Below are 17,172 nucleotides of genomic sequence, written 5' to 3'. Positions count from 1 at the left end.
CGTTCTACCCGGACAAAATAGGTTCGTGAGCCGAATAAGCCGTCCATTCGGCTCATTTCGTGAGCCGAATAGACCCTATAATCGGCTCATGACATCGTACTCGCCCCGCTGGATCTGGCAGCAACCCGGATGGCCCACTTTCCACTGGGACGAACAGGCGCTGTGCAAACCGCTGCGCGAATGCCATCTGCTGCAGGGCAAACTGCTCGGACTTGCAGGCACGGTGGCTGACGATGTCGAAGCCTCTGAAGAACTCGACAGCCTGCTCCGCAACGTCATCACCTCGTCCGCCATCGAGGGTGAGACGCTCAACGCGGCGTCGGTCCGCTCATCACTCGCGCGACGGCTCGGCGTGGTCACCGGTACCAGGGGCGCGACGCCACGTAGTGAGGGCCTCGCCTCATTGATGGTGGACGCAACGCACGGGTACGACTCCCCACTCGATATGGCTCGCTTGCTTCGCTGGCATGTCTGGCTCTTTCCGACGGGCGATTCGATGCTTCCGTCGCGTATTCATGTGGGTGAGCTGCGCGGCAAGGAGCCGATGCAGGTGGTCTCGGGCCGGATCGATCGCCCCATCGTTCACTTCGAGGCGCCGCCCCGCGATGGCCTCGAAGAGCAGCTCACCGCCTTTCTCGCCTGGTTCGATGCCAGCCGCGAGGACCGCACGCTGGATCCGCTGCTGCGTGCCGGCCTCGCGCATTTCTGGTTCGTCACCCTGCATCCTTTTGACGATGGCAACGGCCGCCTGACCCGCGCGCTCACCGATCTGGCACTCGCACAAGCCGGCCATGAGGCGATTCGTTTTTATGCCATGTCGGTGAGCATCCTGGCCGACAGGCAGGGCTATTACGACATCCTCGAAGCGAGCCAGAAGGGCGGGCTGGACATCACCCCATGGCTGCTCTGGTTTCTGACCACGCTGAAGGACAGCCTGGAGCGTGCCCTCGCACAGATCGACCGCGTGCTGGCGAAGGCCCGTTTCTGGAACCGGCATCGGGCCGACCATCTCTCAGCGGAGCAGATCAAGGTGCTCAACCGCCTGCTCGATGGCGGTGAGCGCGGATTCGCGCACGGCATCAGCGCGTCGCAGTACGGCGCGGTCGCCGGGGTTTCCAAAGCCACCGCCACGCGTCACCTTGCCGAACTGCTCGATAAAGGTTGCCTCGTCCGTCTTCCGGGCGGTGGCCGCAGTACGCGCTACGCCATCCCCTGACTCGGGTATAAGCAGAGCCATGAACATCACCCTCGACGAAATCCAGAACTTCATCGCAGTCGTCGATACCGGGTCGATCACCAGCGCCGCGCAGCAACTCGACCAGACCGTGTCCGCGGCGAGCCGCACACTCGCACGGCTGGAGCAGAAGCTGAAGACCACGCTGTTGCGCCGGACCACACGGCGGCTGGAACTCACCGATGAGGGCGAGGCGTTTCTCGAACGTGCCCGCGAGATCGTCGCCGCCGTCGAAAACGCGGAAGAGCAGATGGCGACGCGACAGAGCCGACCGGCGGGCCGGCTGCGCGTCGATGCCGCCACGCCGTTCATGCTGCACGTGGTGGTGCCGCTGATCGCGGGATATCGCGAGCGGTTTCCCGACGTCGAGCTCGAACTGCTCAGCAGCGAAGGCTTTATCGACCTGCTCGAGCGACGCACCGACGTGGCCTTGCGCATCGGTCGCCTGAAGGACTCCACCCTGCACGCGCGACCGATCGGAACGAGTCAGATACGTTGTCTCGCCAGTCCGGCCTATCTCGCTCGCCATGGCGAGCCAGGCACGCCCGCGGATCTACCGAAGCACTCATTGCTCGGCTTCACCGAGCCCGAGTCGCTCAACGAGTGGCCGCTGCTCGACGAGAAGCACTCACCCGTACGCATCAAGCCGACCATCCGTGCCGCGAGTGGCGAGACCCTTCGTCAGCTGGCGATCGAAGGCAACGGCATCGTCTGCCTCTCCGACTTCATGACGCACGCGGATCGCGCCGCGGGCCGGCTGGTCGAAGTACTGCCGCAACACCGTACCGAGTTTCGCCAGCCGATCAACGCCGTGTACTACCGGAATACCGCGATTTCGGCACGCATCGCTTCTTTCGTGACCTATCTCAGCGAAGCGATCGGCGAGCACGGATTCTGCGAATGACCACCCGAAGTGGGACGCGCATCGCACTTTCAGCATACGGGTGTCCCACGCACGTCATCTGACGTGGCAAGAATGACACCGCTCGCGAACAGGGGAAATCTCCAATCGCCTGGGGAATCAACATGCTCGATCGCTTCGCACGCGTACTCTGCGCCGTCGTCGTCTTCACCGCCGCCGGTGTGGTCCACGCTTCCGACACCGCTTGCCCACAGTTTTTTCAGGGGGAACAGGCGCCCGACCTCATCGACACGTCGCTCGCCGAACGCACCACCGTCGTCTGCAACGATGCCTATGCCTTGATCGCATCGGGCGTGACCAAGGGGCCGCTCTGGTCCGCCGAGCACCTCACCGCCGCTCAGATCGCCGATGCGCAGAACACGCCGCGAAAGGACGCGTTCCACGCGGAAACCGCCATTCCCGAAGAGGATCGCTCCCAGCTGGCCGACTACAAGGGCAGCGGCTACGACCGCGGCCACATGACACCGTCAGGCGATGAGCCCAACGCCGCGGCGCAGAAGCAGAGCTTCTCGCTCGCAAACATGGTGCCGCAGAACCACACGCTCAACACGGGTAAGTGGGAGCGCATCGAAACCAGCCTGCGCACGCTGGTGACGGAAGACGGTGAGGCCTGGGTCGTCACGGGTCCCGCCTTCGATGGCCCCACGCCCGATACGATCGGCGCGGATGCCGTGATCGTGCCCAACTACACCTGGAAGGCGGTTTACATTCCGGCCGAAGGCGGCGCCGCCGTATGGCGCTGCTCCAACGTCGACGCCCCGGTCTGCGCGGTCGTGTCGGTCGACACGATCATCGACGAGACCGGTATCGATCCGTTCCCGACGCTGAGCGCCACGGTGAAGAGCGAGGCGATCTCGCTGCCGCTGCCCAACTGAAGCGCTTTGCATCAGACGCCCGGCGGGTTCGAGTCGATCACCTCGACCTTCCCGCCGGTGCTCGCCGGCGACACGCTTTCGTCGGTCGCAAGCAAGACGGAGCCGGGCGTCAATAGCGGCAGCAGTTTTTCCATGAATTCGCGTGGCACCGCGACGCGGTCGGCGAGGGCGTCATCCACGACCTTGCCCGCTTCGTCGCCGTGCCCGGGGATGCCGATGGTGATCCAGTTGGGCATCCGCAGGCCCGCTCGGTTCGGCGTATCGGCCATATAGCCCTGCCCGACGATAAAGGCGTGCGTACCGGTCAACGGGTCGTTGACTTCCACGCGGCTGCGGCCGATCTCGATGCCGTTGCGGAAGACCACGACGCGGCCGTCCGGCACACTGAGCACCATCGAGATGGGTCCCGTGGGCGAGGCATCGGGATTCCAGCGGTATGGCTCGCCCTCGGCCAGCGGTGGCAGATCGAGGTCCGCGCCGTTGCGCGGATCGATCGGGATCACCGCACTCGGGTGGACGACGGTCACGGGCGCGGTACCTTCCTTCGCGACCACCACGGTCATGCCCATGTTGGTCGACTCGAACAGCAACCGCGCGAACTCCGTCGGCAGATGCACGCAGCCGTGCGATTCGGGATAACCCGGCAATCCGCCCGCGTGCAAGGCGACGCCGTCCCAGGTAAGGCGCTCCTGATACGGCATCGGTGCGTTGTCGTACTTCTTGGAGTGGTGGTCCTTGTCCTTCTGCAGGATCGTGAACACGCCGGTGGGCGTCTCGTAGCCTTTCTTACCGGTGCTCACGGTACTGACGCCGATGAGGATGCCGTTGCGATACGCGTACGCGCGCTGCTCGGTCAGGCTCACGATCACGGCCATGGGCCCAGGTGAGGCACCTCGCCCACCCCATATCCATTCGCCCGGTTTCAGCTGCGACGGCGGCACATCGGCCGCGCTGGATTGCTTCGCACCCCACACCGGCACGGCCGCCGTGGCCGTCGAAGCGAGCGACAAGGACAACGCCATGGTCAGCAGCACACGTTTCATGCGAATTTCCGGTTTCCCGCGCCCCAGTGGCGGAATATATATCTAGCCCGAATGTAATGGCGACGGTTTGGTCCCGCTTGTAGCGGGTGACCGCCGCCGATGCCCCGCTTCGCCGGTGAGGATGCTGAGCATGGGCCGGCGAGCGCCGGGGGCCTTGCCCAGCGGACCGAAGCAGAGGTCGCGCCACCACGCGAGCACCGTGTAATCGGACTGGAACAGCGGGGTCAGCCAGCGGCTCATGCGCTGGTATATGCGGACATGCGCGTGGCGTTGGCCGCGGTACGCCTCGAGCGCTTGCCCGACATCGGCATGTTCATCCAGGCACTCGGCGAGGGCCGCCGCGTCCAGCAGCGCCATGTTGACGCCCTGCCCGAGTTGCGGACTCATGGCATGCGCCGCGTCGCCGATGACGACGAGGCGGCCGCGATGAGGCTGACGCAGCACCACGTCGCGATAGCGGGCACGATTGAGTTGTTCCGCCCGGTCCAGATGCGCGATGTGCGGTGTGAGCTCGGGCCACAGCGTGGCGACCTGCGCCTTCAGCCCATCGATGGCACCATCGTCGAACCGTTCGACCGCGTCTCCGGGAAGGCTGTAGTAGAACGTGACCCAGCGCCCCTCGTGCCCTGGCCGTTCACCCACGGGGAGCATGCCGATCATGCATTTCGTGCCCGCGTAGCGCTGAAGCAGGTGTGTGGGCGCATGCCAGTCGTCGATACGCAGGAGGCACCACACAGCGCCCCATGGATACATGCGTTCGCGGCGAACGTTGCCTTCGCAGTGTGTTCGCAAGGCGGAATGCGCGCCATCCGCTGCGATCACCAGGTCATAGGGGCCGTGTACCGCGCCGGCCTCGTCGCGGATCGTCCCCGCCGTCGGGTCGTACGCGACGATACGATGTCCCGTGCGTACCTGAGCTGCGCCGGCATGCGCCTCGCGCAGCAATTCGAAGAGCGCGCCGCGCGTCATACCCAGGCCGAAGCATTCCGCACGACGATCGGCATAGCGCATGGCCATGACCGCCCGCCCGCGTGGCGTGGCGCCGTGGAGTTCGTCGATACGCTGACCGAGCGCGAGCGCGCGTGGGAGCAGGCCCATCCGTTCCAGTACGGCGAGGCCCGTCGGCTGCAACAGAAATCCCGCGCCCACGGGACCCAGCGACGGACTCTTTTCGAAAACGGTCACGTCGTGCCCGCGTTCCGATAAGAGGATGGCGCTGGCCTGCCCCGCCGTTCCGTAGCCCACGATGCCGATCTTCATGCGTCCCTTCCTTCCGATGACGTGAGAATACACGACGAAATGTCCACGCTGGACTCGATGTATTGCCGCGGGCGATGATCCGCGCATGTCCGATTTTCTTGCCGCCTTCGTCCCCGTCGCCGATGCGATCGCCACCGTGCTGCGTCCACATGCCGAGGTCGTGATCCACGATCTCGGTACGGGAACCATTCGTCACATCGCCAACCGTCTGTCGCCGCGTCATCCGGGCGATGACTCGCTGACGGAACTGGACGATATCGAATCGCTGGACGAAGCGGTGATCGGCCCGTATTCCAAGACGAACTGGGACGGACGCCGACTGAAGTCGATCACCGCCGTGCTTCGCGACGGGCGCCGACGCGCCGTGGGACTGCTGTGCATCAACGTCGACGTCAGCATGTTCGAGTCGATGCAGGCCATGGCGAAGGACTTCCTGCGGTTCGGTGAAACCGAGGCAAAGCCCTCCGCGCTCTTTCGCAACGACTGGCGCGAGGAGGTCAACGATCTCGTCGGGCAGTTCCTCACGGATCACGGCACGACGCTGGCGGTGATGGCGATCGAGCAGCGCGAGGCCCTCGTGCGACTGCTCGAGAGCCGCGGCCTGTTCGACGTGCGTAACGCCGCTTCCTATGTTGCGCCCCTGCTAGGGCTGTCGCGCGCGACGTTGTACAAGACCCTGAAAGCGGTCCGCGAGACCGTCTGACGGACCACCTTCTAAAGTTGCAACGGCCGGCAGGCAGGAGCCGGCCGCGCGTCGGGCGTCCATGCCCGCGGGATGGTGAGCGAGCGTTACGCCGCCTCGCTTTCCAGCACGAAGTAGGCGACCTCGCGGCGAAGGATTTCCGCGCTCTCGCGCATCGCGTGACTGGCCGAGGCCGCCTGCTGCACGAGCGCCGCGTTCTCGCGTGTCGTCTCATCGATGCCACGAATGGCCCCACCGATGCGTGCGATGCCTTCGCTCTGTCCACGGGTGGCGTCCATCACCGAGGCAACGAGACCGCTGAGGGTCACCACGCGGTCCGCGATGCTGTGCAGCACCTGGCCCGCGCGATCCACCGACACGACGCCGGCTTGCACCGCCTCATCGCTGGCCGCGACCAGGGCACGAATGTCCCTGGCGGTTGCGCCGCAGCGTTGCGCCAGTGCGCGGACCTCGGAAGCGACCACAGCGAAGCCACGGCCATGTTCGCCCGCCCGCGCCGCCTCGACCGCCGCATTCAGCGCGAGCAGATTGGTCTGGAAGGCGATCTGCTCCACCAGATCCAGCATCTCGCTCATCTGCTCGCTGGTGCGCTGGATCTCGCGCATGTTGCCGACCGCATCCTGAGCCACACGGTGGCCCTCGTCCGTCATCTCACGGGTGTCGATGACGGCACGGCTGGCGGCGGCCGCATGGCCCAGGCCGTCCGAGACCGCGCCAGCCATCTCGCTCATCGAGGCCGTGGTGAGGTCGACGTGCGCGGACTGCGTGCGCGTACGCTCGTTCAACGCCTCGTTACCCCGGGCGATGCCGGTGGCCGCGTGAGCGACGTGGTCGGCGCGGTCGCGCACCTGGGTCACCACGTTGCCGAGCTGGGCATCCATCGCCGCCAGCGACGACAGCAGCTTGCCGATCTCATCGTCGCGACCGACCTCGACGCGTGTGCCCAGGGTACCACCGGCGATGGAGGCTGCCACGTCCGCCGCCTGGCGCAGGCGCCGGCCAAGCGAGCGGATGATCGCGACATCCATGACGCTGGCGATCAGCAACGCGATACCGAGCAATACCGCGGAGAAAACGCCACCCTTCGCAATGTCGGCGCGCTGTGCCGCGGCTTCGGCCTTGCCGTTGTCGAGCGCCAGCGCGAAGAGGTTGGAGAAGTCGCTCTTCAGGGGGCCGACGGCCGACTGGACGTCGTTTGAAAGCTGCAGCTGCGCCAGATCGAACTGCTCCGTCTTGAGCAGCTCGATGACGTCGTCGACCGCCTTATCGGCCGCCTTGCGGTGTTCGGCAGCCAGGGTGACCAGCTTGGCCTGCGCCTTGCCCAGGCCGCTGGCCGTGAGCGACTTCCACTGTTTGTCGATGTCATGGCGGTTGCTGCCGATCGCGGTGACCGCGTCGTCGACGGCGGAGGGCAACCGCATCAGCGTCGCATGCACCAGCGCATCGAGCAGGTCGTTGTAATCGTTCTGGATGTGACCGACATCGGCGACGGGCGCCAGCGTGTCTGTCACCACGGACTGCAGGCGGTCGTCGGCGGTGCGAAGCTGCACCCCGCCGACGATCCAGAGCGCCAGCAGCAAAAAGATCGTGCCGGCGAGACGAAGCGAAAGACGTGCACGCAGGGTGAGCGTCGGCAGGGCGAAGCGAGGAAAGGGCATGACACACTCGGGGAGAGCGGGGGTGCCTCCCTATCGGCTCCGCGTGCCGGGACTTTAGCGAAAAGCCGAATATTATGGTTTTATTTCAATGACTTGAAGATGTCATGACAGCACCCGCCGGTGGCTCGTTCTGGCAGTCGCCATGTTCACGCCGTTACTTCGTCGTCGGCGTCGTATGCGCCACGTTTCTGCGTGCGAAGTTCCTCGAGGCGCGCGCTGAGTCCGGCCTCGACGTGGTCGTAGGCATCGCCGCCCAGCACCAGCCGGCGTGGTGGGTTGTCCAGGTCCACGGTTTCGATCATCGCGCGCGCCATCTTTTCGGGATTGCCGCGGATGACGAAGGCGCCTGACACGATGCCGCGGCGAAGCTCGCCCACCGGGGTGTCGTCGTAGACCGCCATCGGCTCAGGCGTCACCAGGCCCTTGCCGAAGTCGGTCTTCGACGGACCCGGTTCGACGATGAGGAAATCGATGCCGAACGATGCGACCTCCTGCAGCACCGCTTCAACGAAGCCTTCGATGCCCCACTTCGAGGCGTGGTACAGGCTAAAGTTGGGATAGGCGATCTGGCCGCCCTCGGACGACACCTGCACGATACGGCCACCACCCTGCTCACGCAGCCGGGGGATGGCGGCACGGATGACCTGGATGGATCCGATGAGATTGGTATCGATGATGCGCTGGATCTGCTCGTCGGTGACTTCTTCCGCCGCACCGAAGAGCCCGTAGCCCGCGTTGTTGACGACGATATCGACGCGACCTCCGTCGAAGGCTTTCTGGACGCCTTCGCGGATCGACGCGGTGTCCGTCAGGTCCATGATGACGACATCGAGCGCGTCGCCATACCGCGTCTTGAGATCGTCGAGAGCGCCGGGTTGGCGCAGCGTGCCGACGACACGGTCACCGCGCGCCAGCAGCATTTCGGTCAGAAGGCGGCCGAAGCCGGAGGACGTGCCGGTAATGAACCAGGTCTTGCTCATGGTGCCCACCTCGGAGTGTGTCGTCGCGATGCGCGACGGATCGACTACCAAGCTAGGGGCGGAAGCGAATGAAGACTATCCGACGAGATGCGGATGAGACGATGCAGGATCCGGGACAATCAGGCCGTCGCGACCTCGGCCGGACTGATGTTCCACCGGTCGACGATGAATCCGTCGGAGTTCACCCCCAGCGGCGTGTATCCGCAATTGCCATGCCGGTAACTCGCGTACTCGCCACCGTTCAGAAGCGCACCCAGCGTCGCCGTCATGCAATGCCCGTGCGTCACCACCGCCACGCGCCGGTAAGGCAACGCACGGATATCCGCCAGCGCGGCAAGCACACGTGACGCCACCTCATGCAACGACTCGCCGCCCACGGCGGCGACGGCGGGATCGTGGCCACGCAGCACCGCGACCATCGCCGGATCTTCCTCGAACACGTCCGCGACCGAACGACCCTCCAGCACGCCGAAGGCCCGCTCGACCAGACGCGCGTCCACGGTGGTGGTGCAACCGACGATACCCGCGGCGACTTCACCCGTGTGCATGGCCCGCCCAAGTGTGGATGTCACGATGTGCTCCACGCCCCGCGCGGCGAGCACGCGTCCCAGCGACCGTGCCTGTTCGATGCCCGCCGCGGTAAGCGGGCTGTCCGCGCGGCCTTGTGCGCGTCCGGCCACATTCCATTCGGTTTCGCCGTGACGGGCGAGGATCAGGTGTTCGAGCATGCGGATGTCTGCCGGTACTGCGGGGGAGCCCGCGATTGTACCGGTCCAATTCAACGCAGCTGACTGTCCTTGCTGCCGCGGCGGTTGTAGCCGCTGAAGCTGGCTTCCTCGCGATCGGCCTCTTCCTGACATGCCACGCACAGGCGTACGCCAGGCACCGCTTTCCGGCGCGCGTCCGGGATCGGTTTGTCGCACTCCTCGCAGTGCTCGAGACCCGGGCCGCTGGGCATATGGCTGCGCGCCCGTTTTACGGCGTCTTCGATGGTCGCGTCGATCTGGTCCTGTACGGCGGTGTCACCCGCCCATCCGGTTGCCATGACTCACCTCCGGGACTGGCCCTCAGCCTGTTTAGATGGTGGCAAGTGACTGGTTTTAAAGGTGTGAAGGGTATCGCTCCTGCGGCCGGACTCAGTCAGCGCGGCTCGTCGTACAGACCCAGCTCCGTCACCCCGGGCTGCCTGCCGAACACCGTCAGTCGCACCCGTTTCGCCGTGACCCGCCCGATCTCGTGAAACTGGTAAGGGGCCGGGGTACCGCCGGAGGCGATCTCCACCCAGCCACCGTCACGCTCCATCTCCACCTTGTAACGGGTGATCCTGGACGTATCGCCATAGCCATCGACATGTATCGGCTCGACGATCGATATCGTATTGAACGACACCGGCTGTTCGGATCGAATCTCGATCCAGCCGTCGGTCTTCCCCTTGTCCGCCAGCCAGTACGAGCGGTAGTCATCGTCGAACGCGAGATCGGGACCCACCGCCTCGTCACTGGCGCTGGCCCAGGCGGGCTTGCCGGCGGCCAGATCGGGTGTGGTGATGAGCACCGCGCGCCCCACCTTCGGTGCCGGACCCGTGTTCTTCCACAGTGAACCGATCTCGGCGAGCCGCGCCACCGCGTTGTCGTCGAACCGGCCGTCGCGGTTTGGCGCCACGTTGAGGATCAGGTTGCAATGGTTTTCGTTGAACGGCACCAGCCACTCGTCGACGATGGTCTTCGCCGAGGCGAGCTCGGAGGTGGGGTAGGCCTTCTTCCAGAACCAGTCGCTTTGCAACGTCGTACCTGACTGCGACGGCACCGGACTGTCCGCGGGAATCTTCTGGCCCGCGTGCTGCTCGTACTGTTTGATATCCGTGTAGTAGAGCGCCGTGCCCGGATAGCTTCCCGCGTTATGGTCCGTCACCAGGCAGTCCGGCTGCAGGGACTTCACCAGGTCGTAGATCTCGCGATACGGTAACTCAGCATAAGAAATGCGCGACCACGATGCGTTCCACCCATCGAGAATCAACGCGGTGAGCGGCCCGTAGCCGGTGAGCAGTTCGGTGAGCTGCGCCTTGATCAGCGCGATTTTTTCAGGTGTGACGGTGCGCGCGCGAATGTCCTGACGCAGGTCGAGGATCGAGAAATACAGGCAGACCTTGAGCCCGGCCTTTCGGAACGAGTCGACGTAGCGGCGCACCACATCGTGCGGATACGACGACTGCATGACGTTCGCGCTGCCGGTTTTCGTCGGCCACAGGCAGAAGCCGTCGTGATGTTTCGTGGTCAGGCACGCGTAGCCCATGTTCGCGGATGTCGCCGCGCGCGCCCACTGGTCGGTGTCGAGATGCTTCGGATCGAACAGCTCCGGCGAGAGCAGCGGATCGCCCCATTCGCGTTCTTCGAAGGTCGCCATATTCAGATGGATGAACATGCCGAAGCGAAGGTCGAGGAAGGACTGCTGCAACTGCTGCATGTGGACCGGATCGACGATGACGCCCGTTCGCGTGCCGATCAGCGGAGCCCCTGTCGACCTGGCAACCGGCCAGAGGCCGCTCCCGATGGTACCGGCGAAGGCAAGCGCCTTCGCGAAGTCACGACGATTCAAGGGCGCGCTCCCCGCATTGGATGACGATCGACTTTCGTCGGTACGGCGACACGTGTCAACGCGCCGGGGTCTCAGAGATCGTCGAAGTGCGACGGCGACGCATCCCTGAACTGCTCGACCAGCATGCCGATGAAGGCGGAGACTTTACGGGAGACATGCCGCTGCGGCGGGTACAACGCCCAGACCTCCAGACCGCGCCCGTCGATACGCCCCCATTCGACGAGCCTGCCTTCCTCGAGGTCCTTCCGGATGAGCGACGCGGGGAGGATCGCCGCGCCGATTCCCTCGAGCGCGGCGTCGTAAATCATCGCCATCGACGACAGGCGAAGCACCTCGCGCGGCGTCAGCGTGGACACGCCATCGGTCACCCTCACGCGCCAGGGCTCGGCGCCCTGCGCCGCGCGCAGGACGATGGCCGGGAACTCGCCGCCGTCGGCCGGGCGCGTCAGCGACGGCACCGCGGCGACCGTCGGCCGGTCGCGAAGGAAGCAGCGTCCGGCCAGATCCGTGCTGGGCTCAGGGTTGGCCCGAATGACCAGGTCGAAGCCATCCTTCAGCGGGTCGACGAAGCGATCGTCGATCACGACGTCCAGCTGCACGCCGGGGTACCGTTGTGCGAAGCGCGCCGCCAGCCGACCCAGCCCGCGATGGGCGAACAGGACCGGCGCGCTGACCCGGAGTTTTCCGCGAGGCGCGCCGGACGCCGATGCGAGGTCCTCCGCCACGTCGTCGATCCGGTCCAGCATGGCGCGCGTCTCGGCATGCAGGGTCGCCCCCTCGTCGGTCAGGCGGAAAGGCCTTGCGCCGCGGTCGATGAGCCGGGCTCCCAGTACATCCTCCAGTTCGCGTACCCGTCGCGACAAGGTTGCCTTGGGTCGCCCCGTGGCCCGGCTGGCCGCACCGAAGCCACCATGCAGCGCGACGGCGTTGAAGTCCGAGAGGGCATGCAGATCCATGGTGTTCCGCTGACGAGACAGGATGTCCCGATCTTGCGCCTTTCGTCTCATATGCGAAACACCGAGATTAGTGATCATTCCAACCACCAAGGCATCGATCATGAGCATTCTCGTCACTGGCGCCACCGGCAGCATAGGCTCCGCCGTCATCGAACGTCTGGCCGCCGAAGGCGCGCCGGTCCGCGCACTCACCCGTGCACCCGGGAAGTACAAGGCACCCGCCGGCGTCCAGCCGGTCGCCGGCGATATGACCGACATCCCATCCATGCGCGCCGCGCTGCAGGGCGTCGACACCCTGTTCCTGTTGAATGCCGTGGTCCCCGATGAACTGACCCAGGCCCTCGCTACCCTCGGTCTGGCGCGCGAGGCGGGCATCCAGCGCATCGTCTACCTGTCGGTGCTCAACGGCGACCGCTTCACCGACGTCCCTCACTTCACCGTGAAGTACGCCGTGGAGCGCGCGATCGAGCAGTTCGACCTGCCCGCGACCGTGCTGCGACCGTCGTATTTCATGCAGAACGACGCCAACATCAAGGACGTCATCGCCCAGCACGGGGTTTACCCGATGGCGCTGGGCAAGGTGGGCGTTTCGATGGTCGATACCCGCGATATCGCCGACGTCGCCGCCGCGTCGTTGCTTCGCCGTAGCCGCGCATCGGGCGCCCTGCCCCGTGAAGTCATCGAGCTGGTCGGTCCCGACGCGATCACGGGCGAAGGCGCCGCGGCGATCTGGAGCGAGGCGCTGGGACGTCCCGTCGCCTACGGTGGCGACGACCTGGATGCCGCCGAAGCCAACATCGCCCGCCAGCAACCGTCGTGGGCGGCGTACGATCTGCGCCTGATGCTTGCGCGGTTCCACGCCGACGGCATGCTGGCCAAGCCGGCGGCGAACGGCATCATGACCTCGGTGCTCGGCCGCGCACCGCGCAGCTATCGCGACTTCGTCCGTGAAACGGTGGCGTCCATGACAACGACCTGACGACGGAGCTTGTCCAGGCGGCGGGCCGGGAGCGCATCGACATGTCTTCCGGCAGGTGCCTTTCCCGTCCGCCTCCCCCTAGGATGCTCCGGGAAAGGGAGAACGACGATGACGACGGAAGAATGGCTGAAGCACGGCATAAGCCTGGCCTGGTGGGTACTGCTGGCGTGGTGGATCTGGAGCGCCTGGGGTAACAAGACCGCGACCCGGGGCGAGCCATGGCTCACACGGCTGACGCTCTACTGGCTGCCTCTGGTGGTCGCTTTCGGCCTGCTCGGTCCGGGCGAGTGGTTCGGCCATACCTGGCTGCGTGAGGCGATTCTGCCGCACACCGTGCCCGTCTTCGCCGTCGCCTTCGCATTTGCCGTCTCGGGCGTGGCGCTGGCGATCTGGTCTCGCGTCATTCTGGGACGCAACTGGAGCAGCGTGGTGCAGATCAAACACGACCACGAGCTGATCGAAACCGGACCGTATCGCTACATCCGTCATCCCATCTATACCGGCATCCTGATGGCCTTCATCGGCTCGTCGATCCAGGCCGGAGACGTGCGCGTCATCCTCGCCGTAGCGATCCTGTTCGCTTCGTTCTGGCGGAAGCTGCGCATGGAGGAACGGATGCTCGGTGAGACGTTCGGCGACAGCTATGTCGCCTACAAGCGGCGCACGAAGGCCCTCATCCCCGGGCTGCTCTGATCCACGGTGGCGCGCCGCAGGACGCGCTACCCTTCGCACATGAGCCCGACCGACCATCCCTCCGGAGACGAGGTCGACGCCGTCCCCTGCTCCGCGGCGGCGCGACGCTGGACCCTGGTCGCCGCTATCGTCGGTTCGGGCATGGCCTTCGTCGACGGCACCATCGTCAACGTGGCGCTCCCTGCGATTCAGCGTGCCATGCAGGCGAACACCGCGGATGCGCAGTGGGTCATGGAAGCCTATGCGCTGCTGTTGTCGGCACTCCTGCTGGTGGGCGGCGTACTGGGCGATCGCTTCGGTCGACGCCGCGTGTTCGCGCTCGGCGCCATCGTATTCACCCTCGCCTCCGCGGCCTGCGCGGCCTCGCCGGGCATCGGCTGGCTGGTCGGGGCCCGGGCGGTGCAAGGCCTGGGCGCGGCGTTGCTGGTGCCCGGCAGCCTCTCCCTGATCACCTCGGCCTACCCGAAAAATCTGCGCGGTGCGGCGATCGGCACATGGTCGGCCTTCAGTGGCGTCACCGCCGCCATCGGTCCCGTGCTCGGCGGCTTTCTCGTCGAACACGTGTCGTGGCACTGGGCGTTTCTGATCAACCTTCCGCTGGGTATCGCGCTGGTGGCGATCTGTCACGCCCATGTGCCCGAAAGCCGTGGCGCGACGACGGGCCGGGTCGACATCGCGGGAGCGTGCCTGGCGACAGTCGGTCTCGCGGGTATCGTTTATGCGTTGATCGAAGCACAGATGGAAGGGTGGACGGCCGTCGATGTCGTGCTGGCGGCACTCACCGGCATCGCGGCGCTGATCGCCTTCGTCATCGTCGAGCGACGCGTCGCCGCGCCAATGTTGCCACTCGGCCTCTTTCGCGACCGGCGGTTCGCGGGTGCCAATATCCTGACCCTTCTGCTGTATGCCGCGCTGGGTGGCAGCATGTTCTTCGTTCCGCTGAACCTGATTCAGGTGCAGGGCTACGGGGCCACCGCCGCCGGTGCCTCCTTGCTGCCCTTCGTCGCCATCATGTTCTTGCTGTCGCGCTGGAGCGGGCGACTGGTGGACGTGGTCGGCGCGCGCCTGCCGCTGATCGTCGGTCCGACCGTGGCTGCCGCCGGCTTCGCGCTTTACACGGTTCCCGGTGTGGGCGGCTCGTACTGGACGACCTTCTTTCCGGCGGCCGTCGTGCTCGGCCTCGGCATGAGCATCACCATCGCGCCACTGACCACCACCGTGATGAACGCGCTTGCTCCCTCGCTGGCCGGCACGGCGTCCGGCATCAACAACGCCGTGTCGCGCGTAGCGGGGCTGCTCGCCATCGCCCTGTTCGGTGTCGTGCTGACGCATGGGTTCGACATGGCGCTGGAGTCGGCACGCATGCATACGCGCCTGCCCATCGAGCTCGTCGAAACGATCTTCGCGCAGAAGGCGAAACTCGCCGGCATCGAGCTGCCGCCCGGTTCGGCCGCGGCCCGCCGTATGGTGGGCGAGGCCTTCGTCGCCGGCTTTCGCCACGTCATGTGGCTGTCGGCGGCACTCGCCGTGATGGCGGCGGTCGCGGCCGCCATCACGATCCGCGACACGCCGGACAAGCGTCAGAAGCCCTTCTGAATCTGTACCCAGGCGCGGACGTCGTGCGTCTCGCCGACGATCGCGGGACGAGCGCCGATCGGGTGGGCGACGTCGGCGCTCACCGACCACTGGTTCTCGCCCTGCCAGCGCAGGCCCAGACCGGCGTCCTGCGTGTGGACGCTGTTGGTACCCGGCGCGAACGTGTCCTTGTAGATGGATACGCGACCGCCGTCGACGAAGGCCATCGCGATCCACGTACCCGGCATGCCGGGATGCAGCGTACGGCGATACTCCAGGTTGAGCATCTGACCCTGCGTGCCGGCCAGTGCGCCGGTGTCGTAGCCGCGGACGTTGTTGGCGCCACCGAGATAGAACTGCTCGGCGGTGTCGACGTTCTTGTTCGCCCACTGGCCCTGGAAGCCGACGTAGATCGCGTTGTTCTCCGACAACTGCTGCAGCCGGGCGATGGACAGCGAGTACTTCAGGTAGTGGCCCTTGGTCTGCGCGCTGATCGCGTCGACGAACTCGGCGAATGCGTCGTCGAAGCCCAGCCGGCCGTAGGTCGCGGCCAGGCTGAAGTTGGTCACGCCGTGCATGTCGCGCTGGTCGCCGGCGAGCGTCGCCGTCCAGCCGTTCGTGTGACGCCGCGTACGCACGTCGACGATGTCGATCATGTCGTTGAGGCGGCGGCGGTCGTAGCCGAGCTGACCGTACAGGTTGCCTTCCGTGGAACGGATGATGGGCTGGCTGACGAACACGCTCGCCACCTGGGCCGTGCCGTGTGCGTCGAGCACGCGCAGATCGCCCTTGAGCTTGTATTCGAGCGAGGAGACCGCCGCGCCGACCACGGTGCCCTGGCCATTGAGCAGGTAGCGGTAGCCCAGGCGTCCGTAGTTCATGTTGGAGCCGGCGCTGAGCGCCGTGGCATCGAGCACGTCGCCCTGGTGCAGCAGGCTGTTGACGCTGAACGTACCGGTCGCCCGCGCGCGGCCGGTGTATCGGTTGCCGTAGTCGTCGAGTGCGACCAGACCCGTGTAGCGCGGACGGTCATCCGCACGTACGGCCAGGTCGGAGGTGCCCGGCTCGTCGCCCGGACGCAGCACCGAGCTCTCCGTCACACCCGGAATGTCACCGAACAACAGCAGGCTGCGATCGAAACCGTGCGAGGAGATCGGCATACCGCTGCTCAGCGGATCGAGTGTCGCCTGCAACGGACCGTCGTGCGTGGTGCTGTGATTCTCCAGCGTGACCTTGCCCAGCCGTGCTTCCTGCACGGCGATGCGCACCGTGCCGCCCGACAGCGTCTGCGCCGGCACATACGCGATCGTCAGCGGGTAACCCTTGTCGCGATAGGCGGCGGTGATCTTCGCCGCCAGTTCGTTGAGCTGGGACAGCGTCAGATCGCGGCCCTCGCCCGGCGCGACCAGGGCGTGCACATCGGCCGCCGGAAGCAACGTGGCACCGGTCACCTCGATCGTCGTGACGTGGAACGGTGCGCTGTCGCCGGTGGCTTCGGCAACGACCGGGGCGACCTTCAGGCCGGTGTCGTCGCTACGCGTCGGTTGCGGCGGGGCCGGCAGCTGACGCAGCAGGTCGCCAGTCTGGGGCGCGCGCGTCTGTGCCTGCGCGCCGCCGGCCAGAGCAAGGAGGATGCACGCACCGAGAACGTGCGCGGTGCCGCGGGGGAACGAGACTGTCTTCATCGATAAGCCGTTAC

At 65.9% G+C, this 17,172-nt stretch carries 16 protein-coding genes; 7 read left to right on the top strand and 9 right to left on the bottom strand.

The window, feature by feature from the left end; all coding sequences use genetic code 11:
- The first annotated feature begins 88 nt into the window (after nt 1-88).
- The 3 genes from B5X73_RS10405 (at nt 89) to B5X73_RS10395 (ending at nt 3,031) form a co-directional block, all read left to right on the top strand.
- Nucleotides 89-1,216, top strand: a complete 1,128-nt coding sequence (locus B5X73_RS10405) for a Fic family protein (protein WP_079521618.1) — start codon at nt 89-91, stop codon at nt 1,214-1,216.
- A 19-nt stretch (nt 1,217-1,235) separates the two neighbouring features.
- A complete protein-coding gene (locus B5X73_RS10400) occupies nt 1,236-2,138 on the top strand; it encodes a LysR family transcriptional regulator (RefSeq protein ID WP_079521617.1) in 903 nt (300 codons plus the stop codon).
- 122 nt (nt 2,139-2,260) lie between these two features.
- Nucleotides 2,261-3,031 (top strand): DNA/RNA non-specific endonuclease, encoded by a 771-nt coding sequence (locus B5X73_RS10395; RefSeq protein ID WP_079521616.1) that lies wholly within the window; start codon nt 2,261-2,263, stop codon nt 3,029-3,031.
- 11 nt (nt 3,032-3,042) lie between these two features.
- On the opposite strand, the gene B5X73_RS10390 is transcribed toward B5X73_RS10395, so the two are convergent.
- On the bottom strand, nt 3,043-4,074 hold the full coding sequence (locus B5X73_RS10390; protein WP_139382731.1) for a L,D-transpeptidase: 1,032 nt from the start codon (nt 4,072-4,074) through the stop codon (nt 3,043-3,045).
- A 42-nt stretch (nt 4,075-4,116) separates the two neighbouring features.
- On the bottom strand, nt 4,117-5,334 hold the full coding sequence (locus tag B5X73_RS10385; protein ID WP_176167804.1) for an FAD-dependent oxidoreductase: 1,218 nt from the start codon (nt 5,332-5,334) through the stop codon (nt 4,117-4,119).
- An 85-nt stretch (nt 5,335-5,419) separates the two neighbouring features.
- On the opposite strand from B5X73_RS10385, the gene B5X73_RS10380 reads away from it, so the two are divergent.
- On the top strand, nt 5,420-6,037 hold the full coding sequence (locus B5X73_RS10380) for a helix-turn-helix transcriptional regulator (protein WP_036116757.1): 618 nt from the start codon (nt 5,420-5,422) through the stop codon (nt 6,035-6,037).
- 86 nt (nt 6,038-6,123) lie between these two features.
- Here B5X73_RS10380 and B5X73_RS10375 read toward each other — a convergent pair whose 3' ends face one another.
- The 6 genes from B5X73_RS10375 to B5X73_RS10350 form a co-directional block, all read right to left on the bottom strand.
- Entirely contained in the window at nt 6,124-7,695 is a 1,572-nt protein-coding gene (locus B5X73_RS10375) for a methyl-accepting chemotaxis protein (RefSeq protein ID WP_079521613.1), read from the bottom strand.
- 146 nt (nt 7,696-7,841) lie between these two features.
- Nucleotides 7,842-8,675: an SDR family oxidoreductase gene (locus B5X73_RS10370; protein WP_079521612.1), complete on the bottom strand. Its 834-nt coding sequence runs from the start codon at nt 8,673-8,675 to the stop codon at nt 7,842-7,844.
- Between the two features lie 119 nt (nt 8,676-8,794).
- A complete protein-coding gene (locus B5X73_RS10365) occupies nt 8,795-9,403 on the bottom strand; it encodes a histidine phosphatase family protein (protein WP_176167803.1) in 609 nt (202 codons plus the stop codon).
- A 50-nt stretch (nt 9,404-9,453) separates the two neighbouring features.
- Entirely contained in the window at nt 9,454-9,720 is a 267-nt protein-coding gene (locus B5X73_RS10360) for a DksA/TraR family C4-type zinc finger protein (protein WP_079521610.1), read from the bottom strand.
- Nucleotides 9,721-9,815: 95 nt separating this feature from the next.
- The gene (locus tag B5X73_RS10355) at nt 9,816-11,270 is read right to left on the bottom strand and encodes an alpha-L-fucosidase (RefSeq protein ID WP_079521609.1); all 1,455 of its coding nucleotides are present in this window, start codon (nt 11,268-11,270) and stop codon (nt 9,816-9,818) included.
- Nucleotides 11,271-11,341: 71 nt separating this feature from the next.
- Nucleotides 11,342-12,226, bottom strand: coding sequence for a LysR family transcriptional regulator (locus B5X73_RS10350; RefSeq protein WP_079521608.1), 885 nt, complete (start codon nt 12,224-12,226; stop codon nt 11,342-11,344).
- A 100-nt stretch (nt 12,227-12,326) separates the two neighbouring features.
- Between B5X73_RS10350 and B5X73_RS10345 the strand changes: the two genes are divergently transcribed.
- The 3 genes from B5X73_RS10345 to B5X73_RS10335 all read left to right on the top strand — a co-directional run bounded on the left by B5X73_RS10345 (nt 12,327) and on the right by B5X73_RS10335 (nt 15,494).
- Nucleotides 12,327-13,205, top strand: coding sequence for an NmrA/HSCARG family protein (locus B5X73_RS10345; protein ID WP_079521607.1), 879 nt, complete (start codon nt 12,327-12,329; stop codon nt 13,203-13,205).
- Between the two features lie 108 nt (nt 13,206-13,313).
- Nucleotides 13,314-13,898, top strand: coding sequence for a methyltransferase family protein (locus B5X73_RS10340; RefSeq protein WP_079521606.1), 585 nt, complete (start codon nt 13,314-13,316; stop codon nt 13,896-13,898).
- Nucleotides 13,899-13,937: 39 nt separating this feature from the next.
- Nucleotides 13,938-15,494 (top strand): DHA2 family efflux MFS transporter permease subunit, encoded by a 1,557-nt coding sequence (locus B5X73_RS10335; protein WP_079521605.1) that lies wholly within the window; start codon nt 13,938-13,940, stop codon nt 15,492-15,494.
- Here the strand turns inward: B5X73_RS10335 and B5X73_RS10330 are convergent.
- Nucleotides 15,479-17,158, bottom strand: coding sequence for a ShlB/FhaC/HecB family hemolysin secretion/activation protein (locus tag B5X73_RS10330; RefSeq protein ID WP_176167802.1), 1,680 nt, complete (start codon nt 17,156-17,158; stop codon nt 15,479-15,481). The genes B5X73_RS10335 and B5X73_RS10330 overlap by 16 nt on opposite strands.
- Nucleotides 17,159-17,172 lie beyond the last annotated feature (14 nt).

Source organism: Luteibacter sp. 22Crub2.1, from assembly GCF_900167995.1.
GTDB lineage: Bacteria > Pseudomonadota > Gammaproteobacteria > Xanthomonadales > Rhodanobacteraceae > Luteibacter > Luteibacter mycovicinus.
This window is presented reverse-complemented; position numbering and strand designations above follow the sequence as displayed.